At 60.7% G+C, this 20,950-nt stretch carries 22 protein-coding genes; 17 read left to right on the top strand and 5 right to left on the bottom strand.

Annotated features, from left to right (window positions below; all coding sequences use genetic code 11):
* Positions 1-61: 61 nt before the first annotated feature.
* From LB533_RS18905 to LB533_RS18890, 4 genes are all read right to left on the bottom strand, one after another.
* A complete protein-coding gene (locus tag LB533_RS18905) occupies positions 62-514 on the bottom strand; it encodes a universal stress protein (RefSeq protein ID WP_224677916.1) in 453 nt (150 codons plus the stop codon).
* A 1,006-nt stretch (positions 515-1,520) separates the two neighbouring features.
* On the bottom strand, positions 1,521-2,516 hold the full coding sequence (locus LB533_RS18900) for a YihY/virulence factor BrkB family protein (protein WP_224677915.1): 996 nt from the start codon (positions 2,514-2,516) through the stop codon (positions 1,521-1,523).
* 5 nt (positions 2,517-2,521) lie between these two features.
* On the bottom strand, positions 2,522-2,755 hold the full coding sequence (locus tag LB533_RS18895) for a hypothetical protein (RefSeq protein WP_224677914.1): 234 nt from the start codon (positions 2,753-2,755) through the stop codon (positions 2,522-2,524).
* Between the two features lie 102 nt (positions 2,756-2,857).
* Positions 2,858-3,163, bottom strand: coding sequence for a preprotein translocase subunit YajC (locus LB533_RS18890; RefSeq protein WP_140641803.1), 306 nt, complete (start codon positions 3,161-3,163; stop codon positions 2,858-2,860).
* Between the two features lie 634 nt (positions 3,164-3,797).
* Between LB533_RS18890 and LB533_RS18885 the strand changes: the two genes are divergently transcribed.
* The 15 genes from LB533_RS18885 to LB533_RS29900 all read left to right on the top strand — a co-directional run bounded on the left by LB533_RS18885 (position 3,798) and on the right by LB533_RS29900 (position 17,051).
* Positions 3,798-4,025, top strand: a complete 228-nt coding sequence (locus LB533_RS18885) for a COX aromatic rich motif-containing protein (RefSeq protein WP_318012503.1) — start codon at positions 3,798-3,800, stop codon at positions 4,023-4,025.
* A 2-nt stretch (positions 4,026-4,027) separates the two neighbouring features.
* The gene (gene cyoB, locus LB533_RS18880; protein WP_224677912.1) at positions 4,028-6,031 is read left to right on the top strand and encodes a cytochrome o ubiquinol oxidase subunit I; all 2,004 of its coding nucleotides are present in this window, start codon (positions 4,028-4,030) and stop codon (positions 6,029-6,031) included.
* Positions 6,028-6,702, top strand: a complete 675-nt coding sequence (cyoC, locus tag LB533_RS18875) for a cytochrome o ubiquinol oxidase subunit III (RefSeq protein ID WP_224677911.1) — start codon at positions 6,028-6,030, stop codon at positions 6,700-6,702. Before cyoB ends, cyoC begins: the two co-directional genes overlap by 4 nt.
* Complete coding sequence (cyoD, locus tag LB533_RS18870; protein ID WP_224677910.1) at positions 6,699-7,109, top strand: cytochrome o ubiquinol oxidase subunit IV; 411 nt, start codon at positions 6,699-6,701, stop codon at positions 7,107-7,109. Before cyoC ends, cyoD begins: the two co-directional genes overlap by 4 nt.
* Positions 7,110-7,370: 261 nt before the next feature.
* Positions 7,371-8,249, top strand: a complete 879-nt coding sequence (locus LB533_RS18865; protein ID WP_224677909.1) for a GlcG/HbpS family heme-binding protein — start codon at positions 7,371-7,373, stop codon at positions 8,247-8,249.
* Between the two features lie 104 nt (positions 8,250-8,353).
* Entirely contained in the window at positions 8,354-10,132 is a 1,779-nt protein-coding gene (locus tag LB533_RS18860) for a methanol/ethanol family PQQ-dependent dehydrogenase (protein WP_411970899.1), read from the top strand.
* 10 nt (positions 10,133-10,142) lie between these two features.
* Positions 10,143-10,982 carry a substrate-binding domain-containing protein gene (locus tag LB533_RS18855; RefSeq protein WP_224677907.1) on the top strand — a complete coding sequence of 280 codons (840 nt, stop codon included), beginning with the start codon at positions 10,143-10,145 and terminating at the stop codon, positions 10,980-10,982.
* Positions 10,979-11,512: a c-type cytochrome gene (locus LB533_RS18850; protein WP_224677906.1), complete on the top strand. Its 534-nt coding sequence runs from the start codon at positions 10,979-10,981 to the stop codon at positions 11,510-11,512. The genes LB533_RS18855 and LB533_RS18850 overlap by 4 nt, the downstream gene beginning before the upstream one ends.
* Entirely contained in the window at positions 11,509-12,522 is a 1,014-nt protein-coding gene (gene coxB / locus LB533_RS18845; RefSeq protein ID WP_140641795.1) for a cytochrome c oxidase subunit II, read from the top strand. Before LB533_RS18850 ends, coxB begins: the two co-directional genes overlap by 4 nt.
* A complete protein-coding gene (gene ctaD, locus LB533_RS18840) occupies positions 12,519-14,489 on the top strand; it encodes a cytochrome c oxidase subunit I (RefSeq protein ID WP_224677905.1) in 1,971 nt (656 codons plus the stop codon). Before coxB ends, ctaD begins: the two co-directional genes overlap by 4 nt.
* Positions 14,486-15,091 (top strand): heme-copper oxidase subunit III, encoded by a 606-nt coding sequence (locus LB533_RS18835; RefSeq protein WP_224677904.1) that lies wholly within the window; start codon positions 14,486-14,488, stop codon positions 15,089-15,091. The genes ctaD and LB533_RS18835 overlap by 4 nt, the downstream gene beginning before the upstream one ends.
* A 1-nt stretch (position 15,092) precedes the next feature.
* A complete protein-coding gene (locus LB533_RS18830; RefSeq protein ID WP_140641789.1) occupies positions 15,093-15,434 on the top strand; it encodes a hypothetical protein in 342 nt (113 codons plus the stop codon).
* Complete coding sequence (locus LB533_RS18825; RefSeq protein WP_224677903.1) at positions 15,431-16,309, top strand: cytochrome c oxidase assembly protein; 879 nt, start codon at positions 15,431-15,433, stop codon at positions 16,307-16,309. Before LB533_RS18830 ends, LB533_RS18825 begins: the two co-directional genes overlap by 4 nt.
* Positions 16,290-16,697 (top strand): c-type cytochrome, encoded by a 408-nt coding sequence (locus tag LB533_RS18820; RefSeq protein WP_224677902.1) that lies wholly within the window; start codon positions 16,290-16,292, stop codon positions 16,695-16,697. The genes LB533_RS18825 and LB533_RS18820 overlap by 20 nt, the downstream gene beginning before the upstream one ends.
* Before the next feature lie 228 nt (positions 16,698-16,925).
* Complete coding sequence (locus tag LB533_RS29900; RefSeq protein WP_263487607.1) at positions 16,926-17,051, top strand: hypothetical protein; 126 nt, start codon at positions 16,926-16,928, stop codon at positions 17,049-17,051.
* A 246-nt stretch (positions 17,052-17,297) separates the two neighbouring features.
* Here LB533_RS29900 and LB533_RS18815 read toward each other — a convergent pair whose 3' ends face one another.
* Positions 17,298-18,287 (bottom strand): NAD-dependent epimerase/dehydratase family protein, encoded by a 990-nt coding sequence (locus LB533_RS18815; RefSeq protein WP_140641783.1) that lies wholly within the window; start codon positions 18,285-18,287, stop codon positions 17,298-17,300.
* A gap of 552 nt (positions 18,288-18,839) precedes the next feature.
* Between LB533_RS18815 and LB533_RS18810 the strand changes: the two genes are divergently transcribed.
* Entirely contained in the window at positions 18,840-19,715 is an 876-nt protein-coding gene (locus tag LB533_RS18810; protein WP_140517471.1) for an ABC transporter permease, read from the top strand.
* 3 nt (positions 19,716-19,718) lie between these two features.
* On the top strand, positions 19,719-20,948 hold the full coding sequence (locus LB533_RS18805; RefSeq protein WP_140641781.1) for an ABC transporter ATP-binding protein: 1,230 nt from the start codon (positions 19,719-19,721) through the stop codon (positions 20,946-20,948).
* The last annotated feature ends 2 nt before the right edge of the window (positions 20,949-20,950 follow it).

Raw genomic sequence — 20,950 nt, 5'->3', positions numbered from 1 at the left:
ATACCGTCTCTTTCGGAAGGTTGAGCGCAAAGGAAGCCAGCACTTCTCCGGTTTCGTTTGGCTACCGCACGACCAATACAGGCACACTTCCATCCGCGAGAACCTCCGATGTCTGGCTTCCCAGCAAAAGCTTTCTGATGCCACGACGGCCATGGGAAGCCATCACAATCAGGTCGCAGCCTCGTGACTTGGCGGTGTCGATAATCGCCTTGGCCGGGTAGGCATCCGGGACATGTAGAAATTCTGCGGATACCCCCATCCGGTCAGCTGCCTCCCTGACTTGATCGAGGACTTGCCCTGCGAATTCCTTGCTCGCGGCCTCAAAACTATCAACCTCCTCCTGCGAAGGAATAGACCCGGAGGTAAATCCGGTTCCATAGTCAATCAGCATTGGCTCCGTGACAGTGACAACTGTCGCCTTGGCAGCCAAGGCTTTCGCCAAGGCTATCCCCTGCTCAACGCCCTTCCTGGCGACGTCGGAGCCATCCGTGCTCACGAGGATATTGGTGTACATCTGAGTTCTCCCTGCCTGGTCGATCACGGTTCCGGCAACACCAGCACTAGTCGAGATATGCACGTTGGTGCACTGCAAGCCCTCTCTTGCATATCCAACTCACGCCGCCTGTATCGCGGCGCCGGGCACATTCGGGAGCGGGCGCACCGTCTCCAAACCGCGGAGGAATAGCGCTTGCCCGGCCCACCGATCACCAATTGCCTTCTCGTGTACCAGCTATGGTTAAATCACAGACAAGACGACAGATGTTCGCAATGCCTTTGTTGCCTGCTCAACCTACAATTCATCGGGTTATTGCGTTATGTGCAATTTATCCCAATGAATTGCATCTCGTCCAATTCTTCTTATTGCGACGGCATATGTTGGCGATACCCCTTTCGACCCCGAAATCGAACAATATGATTTGATCAATGTATCTTTCGGTGAGGATCTCCACATGAAAAGAAGCCCATTTCTGACTGAAGGGGCGGCAGCTGTCACCGCCTGTCTGCAAAGCCCGCATTTTCGCAGTCGATCTCGGAGACGGCCAGCCGCTAACGGTCACCGATTTGGAGAACTCGACCGCTCAGCTTCGACCCGCTTTTTCTCGGGGTTTCGATCCCGCTTGGTGAGTGTCTATCAGGGTTAACGCGCGATGCTACCGATGATCGACACGGCCCCGAGCCAAGGCCCCGATTTGCAGGTCCGAGGGTAACGAAACAGTGCCTTCGCACCGCCTAAATCCTCCCCACGGGACCTGAATGCCGGAGCACAGCACGGGCCCGCGCTATGTGCCGAACCGTCCGGTGTGGCAGACCGACTCCTTCTGCCAAAGCCACAGGCGTCAAGCGTCCAAACGCGCGGCACGACCGCGCCGCGCTCCACGGATCAAGACTGCCGGACAGCACGGATAACCTTCGCCTTGCTCCTGCGCAGCGGCCGGGACCCTGTTATCTTCAATGGTGCTGCGCCCATACGGGGCTAAATCAAGATGCTACGGCTTTTTGCAATCGTGCCCCGCGCGGCGTCAATCCTGCTTTCGCCGCCACAATTGCGAGACCAGCGCGGTGATCAGGCTGCTTACGACAATCCATGCGGCGATCTCGCCGTCATGCACTTCAGGCCGGCGCGGCGCGTCTATCTTGTTGCCGCTCAACGCCACTACCGGCGCAAGGTCTGGCCGGCTTCCACGCCTGACCGAGTAAGCGCGCGTAATTTCTGCACCGAAGAGGAAGATCTGCGCTGAATAATAGACCCAAAGCAGCACCACCATCAGCGCGCCTGCCGCTCCGTAGGAAGTCGCTATCGCGCTGGTGCCGATATACCAGCCGATCAGCGACTTGCCGATGGTGAACAGCAACGCAGTGACCACCGACCCGACGGCAACATCGCGCCATTTGAGCGTTCGATCCGGCAAGACCTTGTAGATCGCTGCGAAGAGCAGCCCAATTAGCAAGAAAGAGACAACCGTGTTGACCGTGCTGAGCACCAGTTCGCCGAACGGCAGGTGGTGATTGATGACTTCGCTCAGCGCTGTGATCGCTGCGCTTGCCGCCAGCGATACCATCAGCATGAAGCCCAGTGCGGCAACCAGGCCGAGACTTGCCGCACGCGCCCGCACCAGGCGCGAAAGCGACAGGCCGTCGGCTTTTACCTTCCATATCTCGTTCAGCGACTGTTGCATCTCACCGAAAACACCGGAGGCAGTGACGAAGAGCGTCACCAATCCGATGAGCGTGGCAAGCGTCCCGGACCATCTGTGCGAAGCCGTCTCGATCGTCGCCTTGAGCAGATCGGCACTCTGCGCGCCCATCGCGCCGGATATCTCCGCTGACAGGGCGAACTGGGCCGCATCCTTGCCCACCGCCAGACCAGCGACCGCCACGACGATCAGAAGGATCGGCGCCAGCGATGTCGTGGCGTAGAAAGCCACCGCTGCCCCGTGGCTCAACGCATTGTCGTTGATGAAGCCGGTGACTGCATCCTTCAAGAGAATCCAGGCACCGCGAACCCAGTGTGGCATCTCCCTCATCCGTCACGCCATATCGGACGCGGAGCGTCGTGGCCTGTCCCGATTGATGTCCCGATCCGTCGAAACTGCCCTGCGCGCCGTTCTTCGACCGCTTGTGCCAACACAGCGTTGCGGACCCCGGTCTGCATTGCACGGTTGGCGTCAAGCCCTTCATGGCTCGTCGCATAGGGCTTCCAGTAGCCGATATAGCGCGCGAGTTCGGCCACCTCGCCGATGAGGTCAAGCTTCATCGAGCGCAGCCCGTCGGTAAGGCCGGCGCGGCGAGATGGCGTGGATAGTCCCATACCGCGAGCTCGGCCTCGTTGGCGAGCTTTGCGTCGCGGGGTGATGCGTCAGCCATTTCGGACCGCGCAATTTTTCTTGAGCCTTATGATCGCCGATTTGTGGACGGTAACCACCCCGCCACAGTCAATCCGTACGCTCAGCTTGTTGGTTTCAGGATCGACCCGAGTGACGTCCCCAACAAGAACGACTTTGTCTCCGACGTGAGTTCTGGGGGGCGCATCGATCGCATAAGGACGATCATAGGAGGGGATGCTCACCCTGGCGCGTCCACTGGGAAGCATGTCCATGACCGTACTCGTCAGGGCAACTTCATCACCGATTGCAACTTCTCGAGGCAGGTTGAATTGCAGCATGGCATTTCTCCCGAGACTATCCCAAATCAATGCTGGCAGCTCGAGTTGGTTGCCTGAAATCGCACCTACATGGCAGGCAATCGGAGACCTGCCGACACGGATCGCGAACCGGGAGATCAACAGCTCGCCGGGGAGGAACACACGGGGGCGGAACCTTTAAGAGCCAAGCCAACCGATATTGTGTGATCGCGAAACGTCCCAGCGCGCAACGGCGTCTCGCCCGAGGTTGGGTTGCATCTTGTAGGGCTCGCGTTCGCCGTAGCACCGGCGGTACCGCCGAGTTGGACATTTGCTGACCGTTTCCGCAAGGAGAAGCATCCAGCCTGCAGCACGTTAGGCGCAGTCTCTTTCGCGAAATGTCGAGGCGAATTGCGTGGCCGACAAGGCAGGCCGACCACACGGCCCCCAGCTTGCCGTAACGCTGACGTAGAACAAGTTAAGATCGGAGCGTGGGGCGCGCGAGACGCTCCGTCATCTCGATGCAGCGCTCTTCGCCGTTGGAGACAAAAGCGCGCCTTCGGCCTGTCGGCGCATTTCAGTGGCGATGGCTTTTCGGACATGAATTTCCGTGTCAGGGCGGTTTCGGCTGACGCCTTCGCCAGTTGGGGCCTCCTCCTTGCATGGCGGAGGCGGCGTGCTCAATGCCAGCGCCTATCGCCAGCTTGCCAAGCAAAGCATCAACGCGCCGGCATCCTCGTTCGGCCATGTGCAGCCGGGCTTGTTCGATGCGGTCGTGCGCCAGACGCTGCCTCCAGGGCCGGGACCTGCTGCAACCGCCGCCGGAGAGCCGCAGGTGATGCCGAAAGCTGAACCCAAGGCGGGAGCGCCGCCCATGGTTCACCAGCACGATGAAGGAGGATGACGATGCTCGGCAAGCTCGACTGGTCGGCCGTTCCCTTTGACCAGCCTATTCCGCTTGGCGCGGCCCTGATCGTCTTCCTGGCCGCCGCCGCCGTTCTGACCTGGGTAACGATCAAAGGCTACTGGCCCTATCTTTGGCATGAGTGGATAACCTCCGTCGACCAAAAGCGGATCGGCGTCATGTATATCGTGCTGGCGGCGCTGATGCTTCTGCGCGGCTTCGTTGACGCCGTCATGATGCGCACCCAGCAGGTGCTCGCCATCCACGGGCCGGGATACCTGCCGCCGGAGCACTACGACCAGGTCTTTTCGGCTCACGGCACGATCATGATCTTCTTCGCCGCGATGCCCTTTGTCATCGGGCTGATGAATTTTGTCATCCCGCTGCAGCTCGGCATCCGCGACGTCGCCTTCCCGACGCTGAACTCAGTGAGCTTCTGGCTGACCGCGACCGGCGCGCTGCTCGTCAACATTTCGCTCGTCGTCGGCGAGTTCGCGCGCACCGGCTGGCTGCCTTATGCACCGCTGTCGGAGACGACCTACTCGCCAGGCGTCGGCGTCGACTATTATCTGTGGTCGATCCAGATCTCCGGCGTCGGCACCCTGCTCACGGGCGTCAACCTGGCGACCACCATCCTCAAGATGCGGGCGCCAGGCATGGGCTATCTGCGCATGCCGATGTTCTGCTGGACTTCGCTTGCCTCCAACATGCTCATCGTCGCCGCATTCCCTATCCTTACCGCAACCCTCGCCATGCTAACCCTCGACCGCTATCTCGACTTCCATTTTTTCACCAACGAAGCCGGCGGTAACCAGATGATGTTCGTCAATCTCATCTGGGCCTGGGGTCACCCCGAGGTCTACATCCTCGTGCTTCCCGCCTTCGGGATCTATTCGGCGATCTTCTCGACCTTCTCGTCGAAACCGCTGTTCGGCTATCGTTCGATGGTTGCGGCGACGATGTTCATCTGCATCGTCTCCTTCATGGTCTGGTTGCACCATTTCTTCACCATGGGCGCCGGCGCCGATGTCAATGCGGCTTTCGGCATCGCCACCTCGGTTATCGCCGTCGGCACCGGGGTCAAGATCTACAACTGGCTCTTCACCATGTATGGCGGGCGCGTGCGCTTCGAAACGCCAATGCTGTGGGCGCTAGGCTTTGTCACCACGTTCATCATCGGCGGCATGACCGGCGTGCTGCTCGCCGTTCCGCCGGCCGATTTCATGCTGCACAATTCGCTCTTTCTCGTGGCGCATTTTCACAACGTCATCATCTCGGGCGTGCTGTTCGCGGCCTTTGCCGGCTTCACCTACTGGTTCCCGAAAGCCTTCGGGTTCCGGCTGCATGAAGGTTGGGGCAAGGCGGCGTTCTGGGTCACCCTTGCCGGCTACATTCTGGTGTTCGTGCCGCTCTATATCGTCGGCCTTCTCGGCATGACCCGCCGCCTTCAGCATATCGACATGGATATGTGGGCGCCGTGGCTTGTCGTGGCGGTCTTCGGAATCGTGGTGATGATCGTCGGCGCCGCATGCCAAATCACGCAGCTTGTCGTCTCGATCAGGCATCGCGACGAGTTGCGCGACGAGACCGGCGATCCTTGGGACGGGCGCTCGCTGGAATGGTCGACATCCTCGCCGCCGCCCGTCTTCAACTACGCGCGGCTGCCGCATGTCGAAAACGAGGAGCCCTACTGGACCATCAAGCAAAGGGCAATGGACGAGCAGAGTCAGGAGACCGAAGAGGACTACGAGGCGATCGAGATGCCGCGCAATGGCCCCACAGGCTTCGTCACCGCCTTCTTCAGCACTCTGATTGGCTTTGCGCTCATCTGGCACATCTGGTGGTTGGCGATTGTCGGCTTCATCGGGGCCTATGCCACCTTCGTTGTATTCGCCTGGCGCGAGCATGGCGACTACGAGATCCCTGCCGACGAGGTCGGCCGCATCGATCTTGAGCGCAAGGCAGCCCAGCGTGCCTGGATGCGCAGACGCGAGCGTGTGGCATGAGCGACATCCCCGCCGGCACCGCAACGCGCGATCCCTACCGGCTGGGTCGCACCGCAGGGCATGGCCACCACCTGTTCTCGGCGACCGGCCACGGCGAGGGTGGCCCGGCCTCGAAGTTCGTCACAGTTGCCTACGGCTTTTGGATCTTCCTGTTGTCGGACATCATAATGTTCTCGGCTTTCTTCGCCGCGTATGCCGTCCTGTCCAATTCGGCGGCGGGCGGGCCAACAGGCAAGGAGCTGTTTGAGTTGACGCGCGTCGCGGCACAGACGGCGCTGCTGCTCACCTCGAGCTTCACCGGCGGCCTTGCGATGCTCGCGACCCACCGCCGGTCAATGGCCGCCACCCAGTTCTGGTTGCTGGTGACCGGCCTGCTTGGTGCAGCCTTCCTGTTCCTGGAGGTGCAGGAATTCGCGGCCATGGTGAATGAGCAGGCGGGCCCATCACGTAGCGCCTTCCTGTCCGCGTTCTTCGCCCTTGTGGGCTGCCACGGAACCCATGTTGGACTTGGCCTGCTTTGGCTCGGCACCATGATGGCGCAGCTCTGGATAAAAGGCTGTCGTCCCGACATATTGCGCCGGCTTCACTGCTTCAGCCTGTTCTGGCACGCGCTCGACATCATCTGGATCGCCATCTTCACCCTGGTCTATCTGCTGGGAGCGTCATCATGAGCGAAATGGACAGCCGGAACGAGGACATGCTTGACCGCCGCGATTCCGCACCAGGCGAAGAACGCAGCGAGGAACACGAGGTGGCGGGAGGCCTTTCCGGCTATCTGCTGGGCTTTGGCCTGGCAATCCTGTTGTCAGTGGCGTCCTTCATTGCGGCACAAACCGATCTAATTTACCAGCCGGCCGTGATCTCGGCCCTGACGGTGCTTGCCATCGCCCAAATGGGCGTCCATCTCGTCTTCTTCCTGCACCTGACGACAGGACCTGACAACACCAACAACGTGCTCGCGCTCGCTTTCGGTGTGCTGATCGTGACCTTGGTCGTTTTGGGCTCGGTGTGGATCATGAACCATCTCGGCCAGAACATGGGAACGATGGATGCGCATCAGGCTCACATGATGCCATGATGCGGTTCCAGCTCTGTGGCCTGCGCAAAACCGCGTGTCCATCGGTTCGGTTATCTTGCGCATAGCGTCCGCACTTTCAGGCGTCGAAAATCCATAGGTGCGGAGAGCCGTGAGGAACTGGTCGAGCTGTTTGGTCCGGCAATGTCTGTATCGGCCCGCTCACGGTCGGCGGCAGCCTGAGCTGCTGCCCATGGTCGCAACGTCTGTGCCTTCCATCATAATTTCAGGAACTAGGAACATCGGGGCCTCGTCCGAGTTCCATTGAAAGTGTGGGAACATAGCTCAGTTTGCCAGGGGATTCCTTGCTCTGTGAGCGCTCCCACTTTCCACATTGTGTTTCAACGAATGCTCCGGATCATGGGTCGCCCACAGCTTTCCTCCCTGGCTTTCAGCCTCCTGGTACTGGTTAATTGTGCATTGCTGCAAAGCAGGGCCTGGGCACAGCTACCCTGCCCCGCCGACCACGCCAAGCTCCTGGCTGCCCTCAAGGCAAACGTCAAAGCAAGCGGAGGCCCTGCCAATGGCGGCTTCGAGACCAATGAATGGGCGGCGATCGTTACGCGTGACGGGACAGTTTGCGCCGTTGCTTTCAGCGGCCCCACCAGCGACGCGCAGTGGCCCGGCAGCCGGCTGATCGCAGCCGAAAAGGCAAGCACGGCCAACGGGCTCAGCGTTGCCCAGATGGCTCTCTCGACGGCGAACCTATATGCTTCTGTTCAGCCGGGTGGCCCCTTGTTCGGCTTGCAGCTTACCAATCCTGTCAACCAGGCAGCCGCTTATGCCGGCGACAGCAAGACCTTTGGGAGTGCGAGCGATCCGCTGATTGGCAAGCCGATCGGCGGCGTCGTGGCATTTGGCGGCGGCCTTGCTCTCTACGACGGCAAAACGATTGTCGGCGGGCTTGGCATCAGCGGCGACTCCTCCTGCGCCGATCACAATGTCGCCTGGCGCCTGCGTGGAGACCTGGGCCTGGACAAGGTTCCGGCGGGCGTCAACCCCAACGCCAAGGACGCCATTGTCTACGATCTCGATCCTGGCGGAAAGAGCGCCTCCGGCTGGGGTCATCCGTTGTGCGCGGGAACCGAGGCGGACGTCGCGGCGGAACTCGGCGCCGGAGTGGGAGGTTCGATCCGCAAATGAGGGGACCTCTGAAAGTGGCGGGGGAATACGCATCTACGACACCAGACGGTCGAGGAGCGGAAAAGGGCCGCAGTTTCGACTTTAGGCCGTTGAAGTGGCTGGTGCTGGCCGCAGGCTGCTCATTGCTGAACGCCGCGGCCGCGCAGTCCGCGGCGACACCCGTCATCGCACCGCCCGCCGCGGCCGCGCCACCTGATGACGGCCAATGGACAATGCCGGCTAAGAATTATGCCTCGACGCGCTACAGCGAACTGGCGGACATCAACGAGGACAATGTCAAGAACCTTCAAGTTGCCTTCACTTTTTCGACCGGAGTGAACAAGGGTCAGGAAGCGGCGCCACTCGTCGTCGGAAACACGATGTATATCGTGACGCCTTTTCCAAACATCGTCTACGCGCTCGATCTTTCCAAGCCGGGCGCGCCGATGAAATGGAAATATGAGCCAAATCCTGAACCTGCCGCGCAGGGCGTTGCCTGCTGCGACGTCGTCAACCGCGGCGCGGTCTTCGCCGACGGGCGCCTCTTCTTCAACACGCTGGATGGTCACACGATCGCGCTGGATGCCGCCACTGGCCAACCGGTGTGGAACGCGCATGTCGGCAACATCAACATCGGCGAGACCATAACCATGGCGCCGCTTGTGGTGAAGGGCAAAGTGCTGGTCGGCAATTCCGGTGGCGAGATGGGTGTGCGCGGCTGGGTCAAGGCGCTGGACGCGGGCGACGGACATGTCGTCTGGACGGCTTACGGCACCGGACCGGACAAGGACGTGCTGATCGGGCCGGATTTCAAGCCGCATTACGACATGGACAAGGGCAAGGACCTTGGCGTGACCACATGGCCGCCGGAAGCCTGGAAGATCGGCGGCGGCAACATGTGGGGCTGGATCTCTTACGATCCGGACCTCAACTTGATCTATCACGGGACCGGCAATCCAGGGCCGTGGAATCCGGACCTTCGGCCCGGCGACAACAAATGGACCTCCGGGATTTTCGCGCGCGATCCCGATACCGGAGCCGCGAAATGGTTCTACCAATGGAGCCCGCACGACCTGCACGACTACGACGGCATCAACGAGCAGATCCTGCTCGATATGAATTGGCAGGGTAAGCCGCGCAAAGTGCTCGTCCGCCCGGAGCGCAATGGCTATCTCTACATTCTGGATCGGACCACCGGGGAAGTCCTGTCGGCGACACCCTATGGGGCCGTCAATTCCAGCAAGGGCGTCGATCTGAAAACCGGGCGCCTGATCGAAAACCCGGACAAGAAAACCGGCACCGGCAGGGTGATCCGGGATATCTGCCCGACAGCATCCGGGCTCAAGGATTGGCAGCCATCTGCGTTCTCGCCGAAGACAGGACTGCTCTACATCCCACACAACAATCTGTGCATGGACGAAGAAGGCCTCGAGGTGAACTACATCGCCGGCACCCCCTATGTCGGCATGAATGTGCGCATGATCCCGGGCCCCGGCGGCAACCGCGGTGCCTTCACCGCCTGGGACATCGCGGCCGCAAAGCCGGCTTGGAGCCTGAAAGAAAATTTTCCGGTGTGGAGTGGCGCGGTCGCCACCGCCGGCAATGTCGTGTTCTACGGCACAATGGAGGGCTGGTTCAAAGCTGTGAGCGCAAGGACGGGAGAATTGCTTTGGCAGTTCAAGACCTCGTCCGGGATTATTGGGCAGCCGGTCACCTATCGCGGCCCCGACGGGCACCAATATGTCGCGATCCTGTCGGGCGTCGGTGGTTGGGCCGGCGCGATCGTATCGGGCGACCTCGACCCGCGCGACGCTACCGCGGCGCTCGGCTTCGTCAACGCGATGAAAGACCTGAAGAACGCGACCACGGCGGGAGGCACGCTCTATGTGTTCCGGCTCCCCTGATGCTTTCGAGTTGAAGGCAGTTCGAAGACGCGAGGCGAACGGAGGCCTGGTAGCCGCGGTGGTAGCGTTTGCCTCGCTGCTCTTCGCGGTTGCCGCCGACGCCCGTGAACTCAAGGTGTGTGCCGACCCTAACAACATGCCGTTTTCCAACGCCGCTGGACAGGGCTTCGAAAACAAGATTGCCCAGATCATCGCCAAAGAACTGGATGCAAGACTTTCCTATACCTGGTGGGCCCAACGCCGCGGTTTCGTTCGCAACACGCTCAAGGCAGGCCTGTGCGATCTCATACCTGGCACCCCCGCCAATCTCGAAATGCTCCGCGCCACCACTCCCTATTACCGCTCGACCTATGTCTTCGTGACGCGGCGGGACAGTCCCGAGATCACGTCTTTCAACGATCCACGCCTGCGCACTCTGCGCATCGGCGTGCAGCTCATCGGCGATGACGGCGCTAATTCCCCACCGGTCCAGGCACTCGGCCGCCGCGGCATTGTCGGTCATCTCGTCGGCTATCCAGTCTATGGCGACTATTCGGCTCCCAACCCGCCCGCGCGCATTGTCGAGGCGGTGGCCAGCGGCGAGATCGATGTTGCCGTCGTCTGGGGCCCGCTCGCTGGTTATTTCGCCTCCAAGCAGAAAACACCGCTGCGCATCACGCCCGTGACACCTCGAATCGACGGGCCTCAATTGCCAATGGTCTACGACATCTCCATGGGCGTCCGACGCGGGGACGACGCGCTACGCGACGAAGTGGATGCAGCCCTTGCCAAGCACAAGGCTGAGATCGACGCGACCCTGGCCCGATACGGTGTGCCGCGCCTTGATACCGGCGGGAGCGCGGCGCGATGAAGCGGAGCCTCACCGTGCTATTGTCGACGATGCTCGCCCTTGCCGCTTGCCAGCGGGAAGAGCGCAACACACGTCCGCAATCGGCCCTTGGGTCCGGCCAACAGCCAACGCCGGTGACTGCGCTGGAGCCAGGCGGCCAAAGGCCGCTCCCGAGCGACAACAAGGCGGCCAGCTTCGAGGCCAACGCCTTTCATCTCAGCGAGGGCAAGCGCCTGTTCAGCTGGTTCAATTGCTCGGGGTGCCATGCCAATGGCGGCGGCGGCATGGGACCGGCGCTGATGGATGAGAAGTGGATTTACGGCAGCTCGATCGAGAGTATCCACGCAACGATCCGGGACGGGCGGCCTAACGGCATGCCGAGCTTCCGAAACAAGATTCCCGATGATCAGATTTGGGAGCTTGCAGCCTTCGTACGTTCGCTGAGCGGGAACGCGCCCTCCTCCGCCGCACCGCAGCGTAACGACGACATGATGGTCCATCCGTCGGAAAATCGCCTCCCCGATGCCGCGACGCTGGGGAAATCACCGTGAAACGCTTTTTTCCCAAAGCGTGTTGCGCAGCCGCTCTCCTGGCGCTTTCAGGTTGCAGCGGCTGGCAGTCCGCTCTCGATCCGAAAGGCCCCGCCGCGGGCGAGCTCGCCTGGCTGATCTGGTTTTTCACTGCATTATGCGCGGCCGTGTGGATGCTGGTGATGGTCGTGTTGGTCGCCACCCTGTTCCGGCGAGTTCGAACAGGAAACGATCCGCTCGTGCTCGACCTCGCTTCCGAACATCGCAAAATGCGCGTGGTCTTGACTGCGGTTGGGGTTACTGCGGCGATCCTAATTGGGCTGACCCTGTTGAGCTTCTTCGCCAACAGAACCCTTGCCGGGGTCGGCTCGGACGAGGCGCTGACGGTCCGCGTGACCGGCCACCAATGGTGGTGGGAAGTGCGCTACGAGAATGCTCAGCCAAGCCGCATCCTGACGACAGCGAACGAGATCCACATTCCAGCCGGCGAGCCGGTTCGGCTTCTTTTGACTTCGACAGACGTAATCCACTCCTTCTGGGTGCCGAGCCTTGCGGGCAAGCTCGACCTCATCCCCGGATATGTGAATGTGCTGGATATCAGGGCTGACAAGCCAGGCGTGTATCGTGGTCAATGTGCTGAGTTCTGCGGCGCGCAGCACGCCAATATGGGCACCTTCATCATCGCCGAGCCGCGGCCGCAGTTCGATGCCTGGCTGGACGACCAGTTGCGGCCTGCCGCCGCTCCGACCAATGCCGAAGCCAAGGCCGGCGCGGACCTTTTCCTCCAGCGGCCCTGCGTGATGTGCCACAGGATCGGCGGCACACCCGCAGGCGGCACGGTAGCGCCCGATCTCACCCACATAGCCAGCCGGCAAACTCTTGCAGCCGGAACGCTGATGATGAGCCGCGGCAATCTCGCCGCTTGGATCGCGGACCCGCAAGGCATCAAGCCCGGCTCCCACATGCCTGTAACGGCTCTAAACGGCGACGAGCTCAATGCCATTATTGTCTACCTCGAGGGGCTGAAATGACCAGCGCCGACCTGACGAGCGGACGCGACCTGCGGGCGGAAGCCCAAGCAAAGGGCGATCTCGCTCCCGAGCATGACGGACCGCGCGATACCGGCATGGAGGAAGCCGACCTCCAGCGGTGGCTGGAGCGCACCTGGCGTACGCCGCCCGGCATCATCGGCGCGCTGTCCAGCGTCGATCACAAGGTGATCGCCAGGCGCTATCTGATCACTGCCTTTATCTTTCTGTGTCTGGGCGGGCTCAACGCAGTAGCTATGCGTGTTCAGCTCTCGGGACCACAGCGTGGGCTGATCGGGCCGGACCTCTACAACCAGCTGTTTACCATGCACGGCGTCACGATGATGTTCCTGTTCGCGGTACCGATCGTACAGGCGACCGGCATTTATCTGGTGCCGCTGATGGTCGGCACCCGCAACATCGCGTTTCCGCGGCTGAATGCGTTCAGTTACTGGGTCTATGTCTCGGGCGGCCTGTTCGCCTGGGTGTCTTTCGCTCTCAACATGGCGCCGGACGTCGGCTGGTTCGCCTATGTGCCGCTGTCCGGTCCCGAATTCGCCCCTGGCAAGCGCGCCGACGTCTGGGCGCAGATGATTACCTATACCGAAGTGTCTTCCCTGGCTGTGGCAGTGGCGACGATCGTCACGATCCTGAAGCAGCGTGCTCCCGGCATGTCGCTGGACAAGATCCCACTATACGTCTGGGCGATGCTGGTCACCTCCTTTGTCATCGTCTTCGCAATGCCGGCGGTGATGATCACCTCGACATTCCTGATCCTCGACAGGCTGGTCGGCACACACATCTTCAACCCGGCCGAAGGCGGTGATGCCTTGCTGTTCCAGCATCTGTTCTGGTTCTTCGGTCACCCCGAGGTCTACATCATCTTCCTGCCGGCGACCGGCATGGTCTCCTCGATCATCCCGGCTTTCGCCCGGCGACCGGTGTTCGGTCATCTCGGCATGGTTCTGTCGTTGATCGCGGTCGGCTTCCTGTCCTTCGGCCTGTGGGTCCACCATATGTTCGCGACAGGCCTGCCCAAGCTCGGCGCCAGCTTCTTCACCGCTTCCAGCATGATGATTGCTATTCCCAACGGGGTACAGATCTTCTGCTGGCTGGCAACGATGTGGGACGGCAGACCGGTGATCCGCACGCCAATGTTGTTCGTGTTCGGCTTCTTCTTCATCTTCGTCATCGGCGGTCTCACCGGCGTCATGCTGGCCTCCGTACCGCTGGATCTGCAGGTGCACGACACCTACTTCGTCGTCGCGCATTTCCACTACGTGCTGATCGGCGGATCGGTATTCCCGCTGCTGGGTGCGGCCTATTTCTGGTTTCCTAAAATCACCGGCCGCATGATGAGCGAGCGCCTGGGGCGCTTGCATTTCTGGCTGGCCTTCATTGGCTTCAACGCAGCCTTTTTCCCGATGCACATCGTTGGGCTGTGGGGAATGCCGCGACGGGTCTACACCTATCCGGCCGAGCTTGGCTGGGGGAACATCAACCTGTTCATAACAGCAGGCGCGGTGGTCTTCTTCCTGAGTTTCGTCCTGTTCACCGTCAATCTTGTGCATGGCGCGTCGAACGGCACGGCGGCAGGCAACAATCCCTGGGACGCCGGCACGCTGGAATGGGCAACGCCCTCGCCGCCGCCGAGCTATAATTTTGCGCGCATTCCGGTCGTCACCAACGCGGAGCCACTCTGGGCCGAGCGCGACGCCCTCCCTGTAGCGACCGGGCTTCGCGTCGACGCGCGCGAGCTGCTGGTCTCGACAGTCGCCGAAGCCCATCCCGACATCCGCGAGAAATCGGCGACACCGTCGATCTGGCCGCTGTTTGCGGCGCTCGCCGTAGGCGGCACGTTTCTCTATTCGATCTTCACGCCCTGGGCCATCGTGTGGGGCGCCCTGCCAATCGCCGTCACCTTGATCGGTTGGTTCTGGCCAAAAGGTGATCCGGAGGACGAGGAATGAACGAGCATCCCGTCACAGATGTTTCCGGGCTTCCCACCTTTGGGCATGGTCCGCGCAGCCCGACCTGGTGGGGCACGCTCGCCTTCATGGCTCTGGAGGGCACCGGCTTTGCGCTCGCCGCAGCCGCCTATCTCTACCTGGCGCTCTCTTGGCCTGAATGGCCGTTGAGTGCACCGCAGCCGAACCATTGGCCAGGAACGATCGTCACGCTGCTGCTGATCGCCAGCCTGGTGCCGAACCACATCCTCGATCGCTATGCCAAGCAATGCGCCATCGTGCCGGTGCGGATCGGACTGGTTATCATGTCGCTGCTCGGTCTCGCCCCGCTCCTTGTCCGCTGGTTCGAGTTTCCGGCTTTGAACGTTTACTGGGATACGAACGCCTACGGCTCGATGCTTTGGGTGCTGCTCGGGCTCCACACCACGCATCTGATAACAGATGTCGGCGATACGATCGTGCTGACGGTGCTGATGTTCACGCGCCATGGCCATAGCGGGCGACGCTTCGGCGACGTCGGCGACAATGTTTTCTATTGGGATTTCGTGGTCGCAACCTGGCTTCCGATCTATCTGCTGATCTACTGGGTACCGAGGCTCGGCTGAAATGCGCGCGGTGCGGTTGGGAACTTCCTGGGGTGGGCTTTTGTCGGGCCCGTTGGCTTGGGCGGTCTCGACGCAACTGAACTACTCGCTGGTTCCCTGGCAATGCAATCACCAGGTGCCGGTCGTGCTTCCCTTAGCGTTGCTGCTCGCCTTGTTCTCGCTTATGGGCGGTGCTCTGTCCTGGCAGGCAAAGCGGCAAGGCGGCGCCGCTTTCAAACCAGAGCGCACGCGCGGCACAGAGCATTTCGTCGCCAGTCTCGGCATGCTGGCGGCTCTGCTGTTTGCACTCGTCATCATTATGCAGGGAAGCGCCGCCCTCATCCTGGACGAGTGTCTGCGATGAACCTGGACGCGTTCTTCTCCACCTCGATCTGTTATGGCTCCGGCGCGCCCGAGTCCGGATGGACACTTGCGCTTCCCATCACGGTCCCGCTGACGGCCGTCGCGCTCATCTACGTGGCCGGTGCGATGCGGCTGTGGCGCCGCAGCACTCGCGGCCGTCCGCTACGGATGCGTCAGGCGCTGCTGTTTGCCGCCGGATGGAGCGTACTGACGGCAGCGTTGGTCAGTCCGATCCATGCTCTCGGCGAGCGGCTGTTTGTCGCGCACATGATCGAGCACGAGTTGCTGATGGCGGTGGCGGCGCCGCTGCTGGTCATTGCCTGCCCCGCCCCTGCTCTGCTGTGGGCATTTCCCGTAACGTTTCGGCGTGCCCTGGGTATGATCGGGCATGGCAAATCGCTGCGAGCGCTCTGGACCTTTGCGAGCCGGCCTGTCACCGCAACGATTGTTCACGGGATCGCGATATGGGTGTGGCACATTCCGGTCCTGTTTGAGGCAGCGCTCGAGCATGGCGTGCTGCATTATGCGCAACATGCAAGCTTCCTCGGCACCGGCCTGCTCTTCTGGTGGGCGTTGCTGCCGCGCCAAGGCCAACAGCAGGCCTATGGAAGTGCCGTGATGCATCTTTTCTTCACCTCCCTGCACACCGGCCTGCTCGGCGTCCTGCTTCTTCTATCGCCGAAGCTCTGGTACCCGGAGAATGCTGCCGGGGCGGCAGTGTGGAATTTAAGCCCGATCGAGGACCAGCAGCTTGCCGGGCTCGTCATGTGGGTCCCGGCCGGCCTTATCTATGGCGGGGCAGCGCTATTGCTGGCCGGCCTCTGGATAACGACGAGCGGAACCAGGAAGGTCGCGCATGCGCCTTGGCCCATCTAAATTGATCATCGCCGTGTGCATTCTTCTGGTCGTCGCGGGCGGCGCGCTCGCATTGTGGGCCGACCGAGCCCGTCGGGTGCAGCAAGAGGCGGACGCCGCTACAGGCGGCGTCGGTGCACGTGCGATACCGATCATGCTGGCGAATGGCTGCGCCGGCTGCCACACCATCACCGGTGTACCCGGGGCGGTAGGCCACGTCGGCCCGCGCCTGGACGCCAGTCTATCTGACAGGATCTATGTTGGCGGCGTGCTGGCTAACAATCCGGAGAACATGATCCGCTGGATACGGTCAGCAAGGGACATCAATCCGCACACCGCCATGCCCTCCACCGGCATCACCGAGCAGCAAGCGCGTGACATCGCCGCCTATCTCTATGCTTTGAGATAGACCGCCGCCTCGGCGGGACCACGGGCTGCGCCCAGGACCATAGCCGACGACGGGGGAACAAAGCTGCCCGATTATGGTTTGGACAGCAGCCGGCGCAGTACAAATTCAAGTCCGCCGTGCTGCTGGGTCATAAGCCCCAGCCAAGAGCTCGCTTCCCCCTCCCTCAAGAGCGGGCTCTTTCCTTGTGGATCGGATGCGGAGCGATCAGGGGGCGTGGACCGAGGCGACATGAAGCAACTTCTGTCAGATCTCGCCGCAATGGCCGAACCCGGCTTCTGGATCGCCTTGGGGCTTTTAGCCCTGCCTTACTTCGTGGGAGTAATCTTCCTGATCAAGGCATGCCACTGCCTCTGATCGCCCAGCCTTCCGGTCGTACGGGCCTTATCACCTGCCAGCGCAAGGTGTGACCATCACGAACTGGGATCGTCGCCGAGGCCATCCGCGCCGCTCGAACACCCATAAGGTTGCCGACCACGCGTTGGAGGAGTTGCTGGGGAAGCATGCATTGCCGCGGGCGGAGCCTTCCGCACTCGAAGGAACCGGATTGCGGCGAGCACATTTCTCCCCTTTTCGGTCACATTTTATCGGGGCGGATCCCACTCACACCGATGCGGCAACCACCGAGTCCGAGGACACACTGGACAAGTCGTTCTGTTGCTGGCGGCGAAACCAATCCAGGGTGAGGCGCACACCCTCTTCAAGAGGTATTTGACAGGCCCAGCCGGGGATGATCCTCCGCGCTAGAGTTAAGTCCGGACAGCGGTTCGTCGGATCTTGGGGGATCGGATCAACATGCACGATTTTGGTGCCTGGCACCAAGCCAGCGACGTAACGGGCAACATCGACAACGGAAATCTCACGATCGTTTCCGATGTTCAGGGGACCAATATAACCATGCTCCTCCCCCCAGAAGAATTGTTCTAGGCCGTCCACGATATCGCTGACGTATCCCCAACTCCGCGACTGCAAGCCGTCGCCAAAAACGATTATAGGTTTGCCGAACAGCGCATTCGTGATGAAATTTGATACTGCGCGTCCATCGTCAGGTCGTGTCCTAGGTCCGTAGACGTTGAACAATCTTGCAACTCGAATGTCGAGCCCGCTCAATCGGTTACTCTCAAAAAGCAGGGCCTCGGCGCAACGCTTACCTTCGTCATACGATGAACGCGGCCCCGTGCAATCAACGGAGCCCCTATAAGTTTCCGGTTGCGGTGTTACCAGCGGATCGCCGTAAACCTCAGACGTGGACGTGAAACAGAAGCGGCCCCCGGCGCGAAGAAGGGTCAGAAGCCGCATAGTTCCTATTACGTTGGCCGAGATGGTTCGTACCGGATCTTGCATATACCAGGGAGGCGAAGCAGGCGAGGCGAGATGATAGATCTCGTCAAAAAGGCTCCCCTGCTGAAAATCTTCAACAGCCACATCTACCACGACCAAGCGAGGGTCGGCGATATGATCCAGATTGGCACGCGTACCAGTCCAGAAATTGTCAACAGCAACAATTCGATTGATTTCTTGCCTTAACAACAGTCGATCAACCAGGTGGGACCCGATGAACCCGGCTGCTCCCGCGACAAGAACACTTTTCATTTCCGACCCAAAGCTTTGCAGCTTGCTCAGGAGCTATGAACGCTGACTCATCAAGCCGTCTGAATTGCCAATGAGATGTCACTCCCTCCACGCAATGATAGTTCGCGCAACGCGCATCGCCCGAACAACCCAAATCCGCGCAAATAGTACCACCCCATTGGACAATGGCACATCTTAAGGACCCTGTCACCAGCGGTGCAGTGCATACACTACACTGTAAAAACGAAAGATTTCTGTAGCCTGACTATCTTCGATGGGCATAACATCACCACAAGTTCAATGGGGAAATGTATCCTCGACAAACCCAGCACAGGTGGGAGAATAGCGGTAGAAACTCAGACGGCCCGGGCAAGTGTTCGTTCGCATCCGGATCGAACGTAAAGTCCGTGTGCGAGAAATGCCTCCTTCCGGTTGGAGCGGCGCGATCTCGCGCCTCCGGAGGATCTGGTCGAGCATCAAGGGCGGCTGCTATGCGCTCTCGAATGGTGAGGTTCGTGGAACGGCAGGCACCATCAAAAGTGCTGATTGCACTGCGCGGAAATGTAGGCCTCAATGGGGCTGTCAAGGGAGGCGGACGCCATCATCGTGTCGGACCGGACAGGCGCACAATCAGCTGTCGTGACAATCATCGATCCGTCCCGCAAGCGAGGACTGTTCGAACCTTCCGAGCTTTGGCGATATCGGGAAGTTGTGTTCTTCCTGGCCTGGCGTGATTTCAAGGTCAAATACCGGCAGACTTATCTGGGCATCCTTTGGGCAATGCTGCAGCCGCTCGTTGCTATGTCGGTCTTCAGCATCTTCTTCGGCAAGCTCGCAGGCATTTCGTCCAACGGCGCGCCATACCCATTATTTGTTCTGTGTGGGCTTGTGCCATGGAGTTTTTTTTCGCGAGCCGTCGCCAGCATGACGGGCAGCCTCGTCAGAAACCAGGAACTGGTGAAACGCGTCTATTTCCCGCGTCTGATCATTCCTATCTCCACGATGGCCTCATGCCTGACCGATATGCTCGTCGGCTTTGCTCTTTTGTTCGCCGCCATGCTGGCATTCGGAAGCTGGCCGGCACCACAAGCAGTCTTCTTGCCGCTGTTCGTGCTCGTGATGGCTGCGTCAGCGACTGGAGTGGGCGTGGCATTGTCGGCGATCAACGTTCGCTTTCGCGATGTGGGCTATCTCTTGCCGTTCAGCCTTCAGATACTTCTGTTCATGACCCCGATCGTCTATCCAGCCAATCTCGTCCCTCAATTGTGGCGGCCGCTCTATAGTCTGAACCCAATGGTTGGGACAGTCGAAGCCATCCGCTGGAGCGTACTGGGCACACCTGCGGACTGGCTCATGATCTCGATATCAACGCTCTCCTCGTTGGCCCTTCTCGTTGCCGGACTGACTATCTTCTCAAAATCCGAACGCGCGTTTCCGGACCTGATCTGAGTGATGACCGACATTGTGATTCAGGCTGCCAATCTCTCCAAGGCGTATAGACTTGGTGTAGCGAACAACAGCTTCCCCACGCTGCGAGACGCGCTCGCCAGCAAAAGGCGGGGCCTTCGCGGGGAGGCCGATACAAGCCACCGCAAAGGTGCGGACGAGCCGTTCTGGGCGTTGAAAAACGTCTCCTTCGAGGTGCACGCAGGCGAAGTCCTTGCCGTGATCGGCCCCAACGGTGCAGGAAAGAGCACCATTCTCAAGATATTGGCGAAGATCGTGGAGCCGACTTCCGGCCGCGCGACGATACGTGGACGGCTGGGAGCTTTGCTGGAGGTCGGCACGGGGTTCCATGCCGAACTGACCGGCCGTGAGAACATTTATCTCAACGGGGCCATACTCGGCATGCGGCGCATTGAGATCAATTCCAAGCTTGACGAGATCGTGGATTTCTCCGGGGTCGAGCCGTTTCTCGATACGCCTGTCAAACGATACTCAAGCGGCATGTACTTGCGTCTGGCCTTCGCGATTGCCGCCCACGTCAATCCCGACATTCTGGTCGTCGATGAGGTCTTGGCCGTCGGGGATGCCACGTTCCAGAAGAAATGCATTGCCAAGGCAGCGAGCATCGCCGGGACAGGCCGCACCGTGCTGATCGTCAGTCACCAGATGCCGGTTCTACAGCGACTTTGCACCCGCGCAATCCTTGTCGACGGCGGGATGATCCAGGCGGACGGCCCGACTCAGGACGTGGTCCGGGGTTATCTCCAGACGCTTGAGGCACGCGCAGGAACCGATCTGAGTGTGCGGTCCACGCGCACCGGGCGCGGCCGCCTCCGTGTGGTCGGCATCGAAGTCTTCAATGAAATGGGTCCCGTCGCGTCCGGGCAGCCGGCAACTTTTCGGCTTCAGGTTGATGGGCCGCGCGAAACATTGCAGTGCCTTGTGACTATCATCGATGATCTCGGGGATCCTGTGACCTCCTTTGATAGCCGGGAGCATTCCCTGCATGACCGTCAGGGCGAAGTCTACACGGTACATGTGGACAGCCTAATGCTGAGACCAGGGCGCTACAGGATTGACGTAGCGCTGGTGGCGGACGACAGGGTGGTCGAAGACCATGTCGAGACGGCCGCTGTGTTCGATGTCATGCCCGGTTTGCTCGACGATCGACCGGTCAGCGCCCAGCCTGGCTTTGGCAATGTCAGCTTCCCGCATCGATGGGTGGTCAGGAAGTGACG

The organism is Mesorhizobium sp. BR1-1-13, assembly GCF_020165515.1.
Taxonomy (GTDB): domain Bacteria; phylum Pseudomonadota; class Alphaproteobacteria; order Rhizobiales; family Rhizobiaceae; genus Mesorhizobium.
The sequence above is the reverse complement of the archived record's forward strand: the minus strand, read 5'-3'. Positions and strand labels throughout refer to the sequence as shown.

What these genes read in the sequence shown, in the direction of transcription:
- LB533_RS18905 (WP_224677916.1), bottom strand. Translation starts at nt 514, where the DNA reads ATGTACACCAATATCCTCGTGAGCACGGATGGCTCCGACGTCGCCAGG.
- LB533_RS18900 (WP_224677915.1), bottom strand. Translation starts at nt 2,516, where the DNA reads ATGCCACACTGGGTTCGCGGTGCCTGGATTCTCTTGAAGGATGCAGTC.
- LB533_RS18895 (WP_224677914.1), bottom strand. Translation starts at nt 2,755, where the DNA reads ATGAAGCTTGACCTCATCGGCGAGGTGGCCGAACTCGCGCGCTATATC.
- LB533_RS18890 (WP_140641803.1), bottom strand. Translation starts at nt 3,163, where the DNA reads ATGCTGCAATTCAACCTGCCTCGAGAAGTTGCAATCGGTGATGAAGTT.
- cyoB (WP_224677912.1), top strand. Translation starts at nt 4,028, where the DNA reads ATGCTCGGCAAGCTCGACTGGTCGGCCGTTCCCTTTGACCAGCCTATT.
- cyoC (WP_224677911.1), top strand. Translation starts at nt 6,028, where the DNA reads ATGAGCGACATCCCCGCCGGCACCGCAACGCGCGATCCCTACCGGCTG.
- cyoD (WP_224677910.1), top strand. Translation starts at nt 6,699, where the DNA reads ATGAGCGAAATGGACAGCCGGAACGAGGACATGCTTGACCGCCGCGAT.
- LB533_RS18850 (WP_224677906.1), top strand. Translation starts at nt 10,979, where the DNA reads ATGAAGCGGAGCCTCACCGTGCTATTGTCGACGATGCTCGCCCTTGCC.
- ctaD (WP_224677905.1), top strand. Translation starts at nt 12,519, where the DNA reads ATGACCAGCGCCGACCTGACGAGCGGACGCGACCTGCGGGCGGAAGCC.
- LB533_RS18835 (WP_224677904.1), top strand. Translation starts at nt 14,486, where the DNA reads ATGAACGAGCATCCCGTCACAGATGTTTCCGGGCTTCCCACCTTTGGG.
- LB533_RS18830 (WP_140641789.1), top strand. Translation starts at nt 15,093, where the DNA reads ATGCGCGCGGTGCGGTTGGGAACTTCCTGGGGTGGGCTTTTGTCGGGC.
- LB533_RS18825 (WP_224677903.1), top strand. Translation starts at nt 15,431, where the DNA reads ATGAACCTGGACGCGTTCTTCTCCACCTCGATCTGTTATGGCTCCGGC.
- LB533_RS18820 (WP_224677902.1), top strand. Translation starts at nt 16,290, where the DNA reads ATGCGCCTTGGCCCATCTAAATTGATCATCGCCGTGTGCATTCTTCTG.
- LB533_RS29900 (WP_263487607.1), top strand. Translation starts at nt 16,926, where the DNA reads ATGAAGCAACTTCTGTCAGATCTCGCCGCAATGGCCGAACCCGGCTTC.
- LB533_RS18815 (WP_140641783.1), bottom strand. Translation starts at nt 18,287, where the DNA reads ATGAAAAGTGTTCTTGTCGCGGGAGCAGCCGGGTTCATCGGGTCCCAC.
- LB533_RS18810 (WP_140517471.1), top strand. Translation starts at nt 18,840, where the DNA reads ATGGGGCTGTCAAGGGAGGCGGACGCCATCATCGTGTCGGACCGGACA.
- LB533_RS18805 (WP_140641781.1), top strand. Translation starts at nt 19,719, where the DNA reads ATGACCGACATTGTGATTCAGGCTGCCAATCTCTCCAAGGCGTATAGA.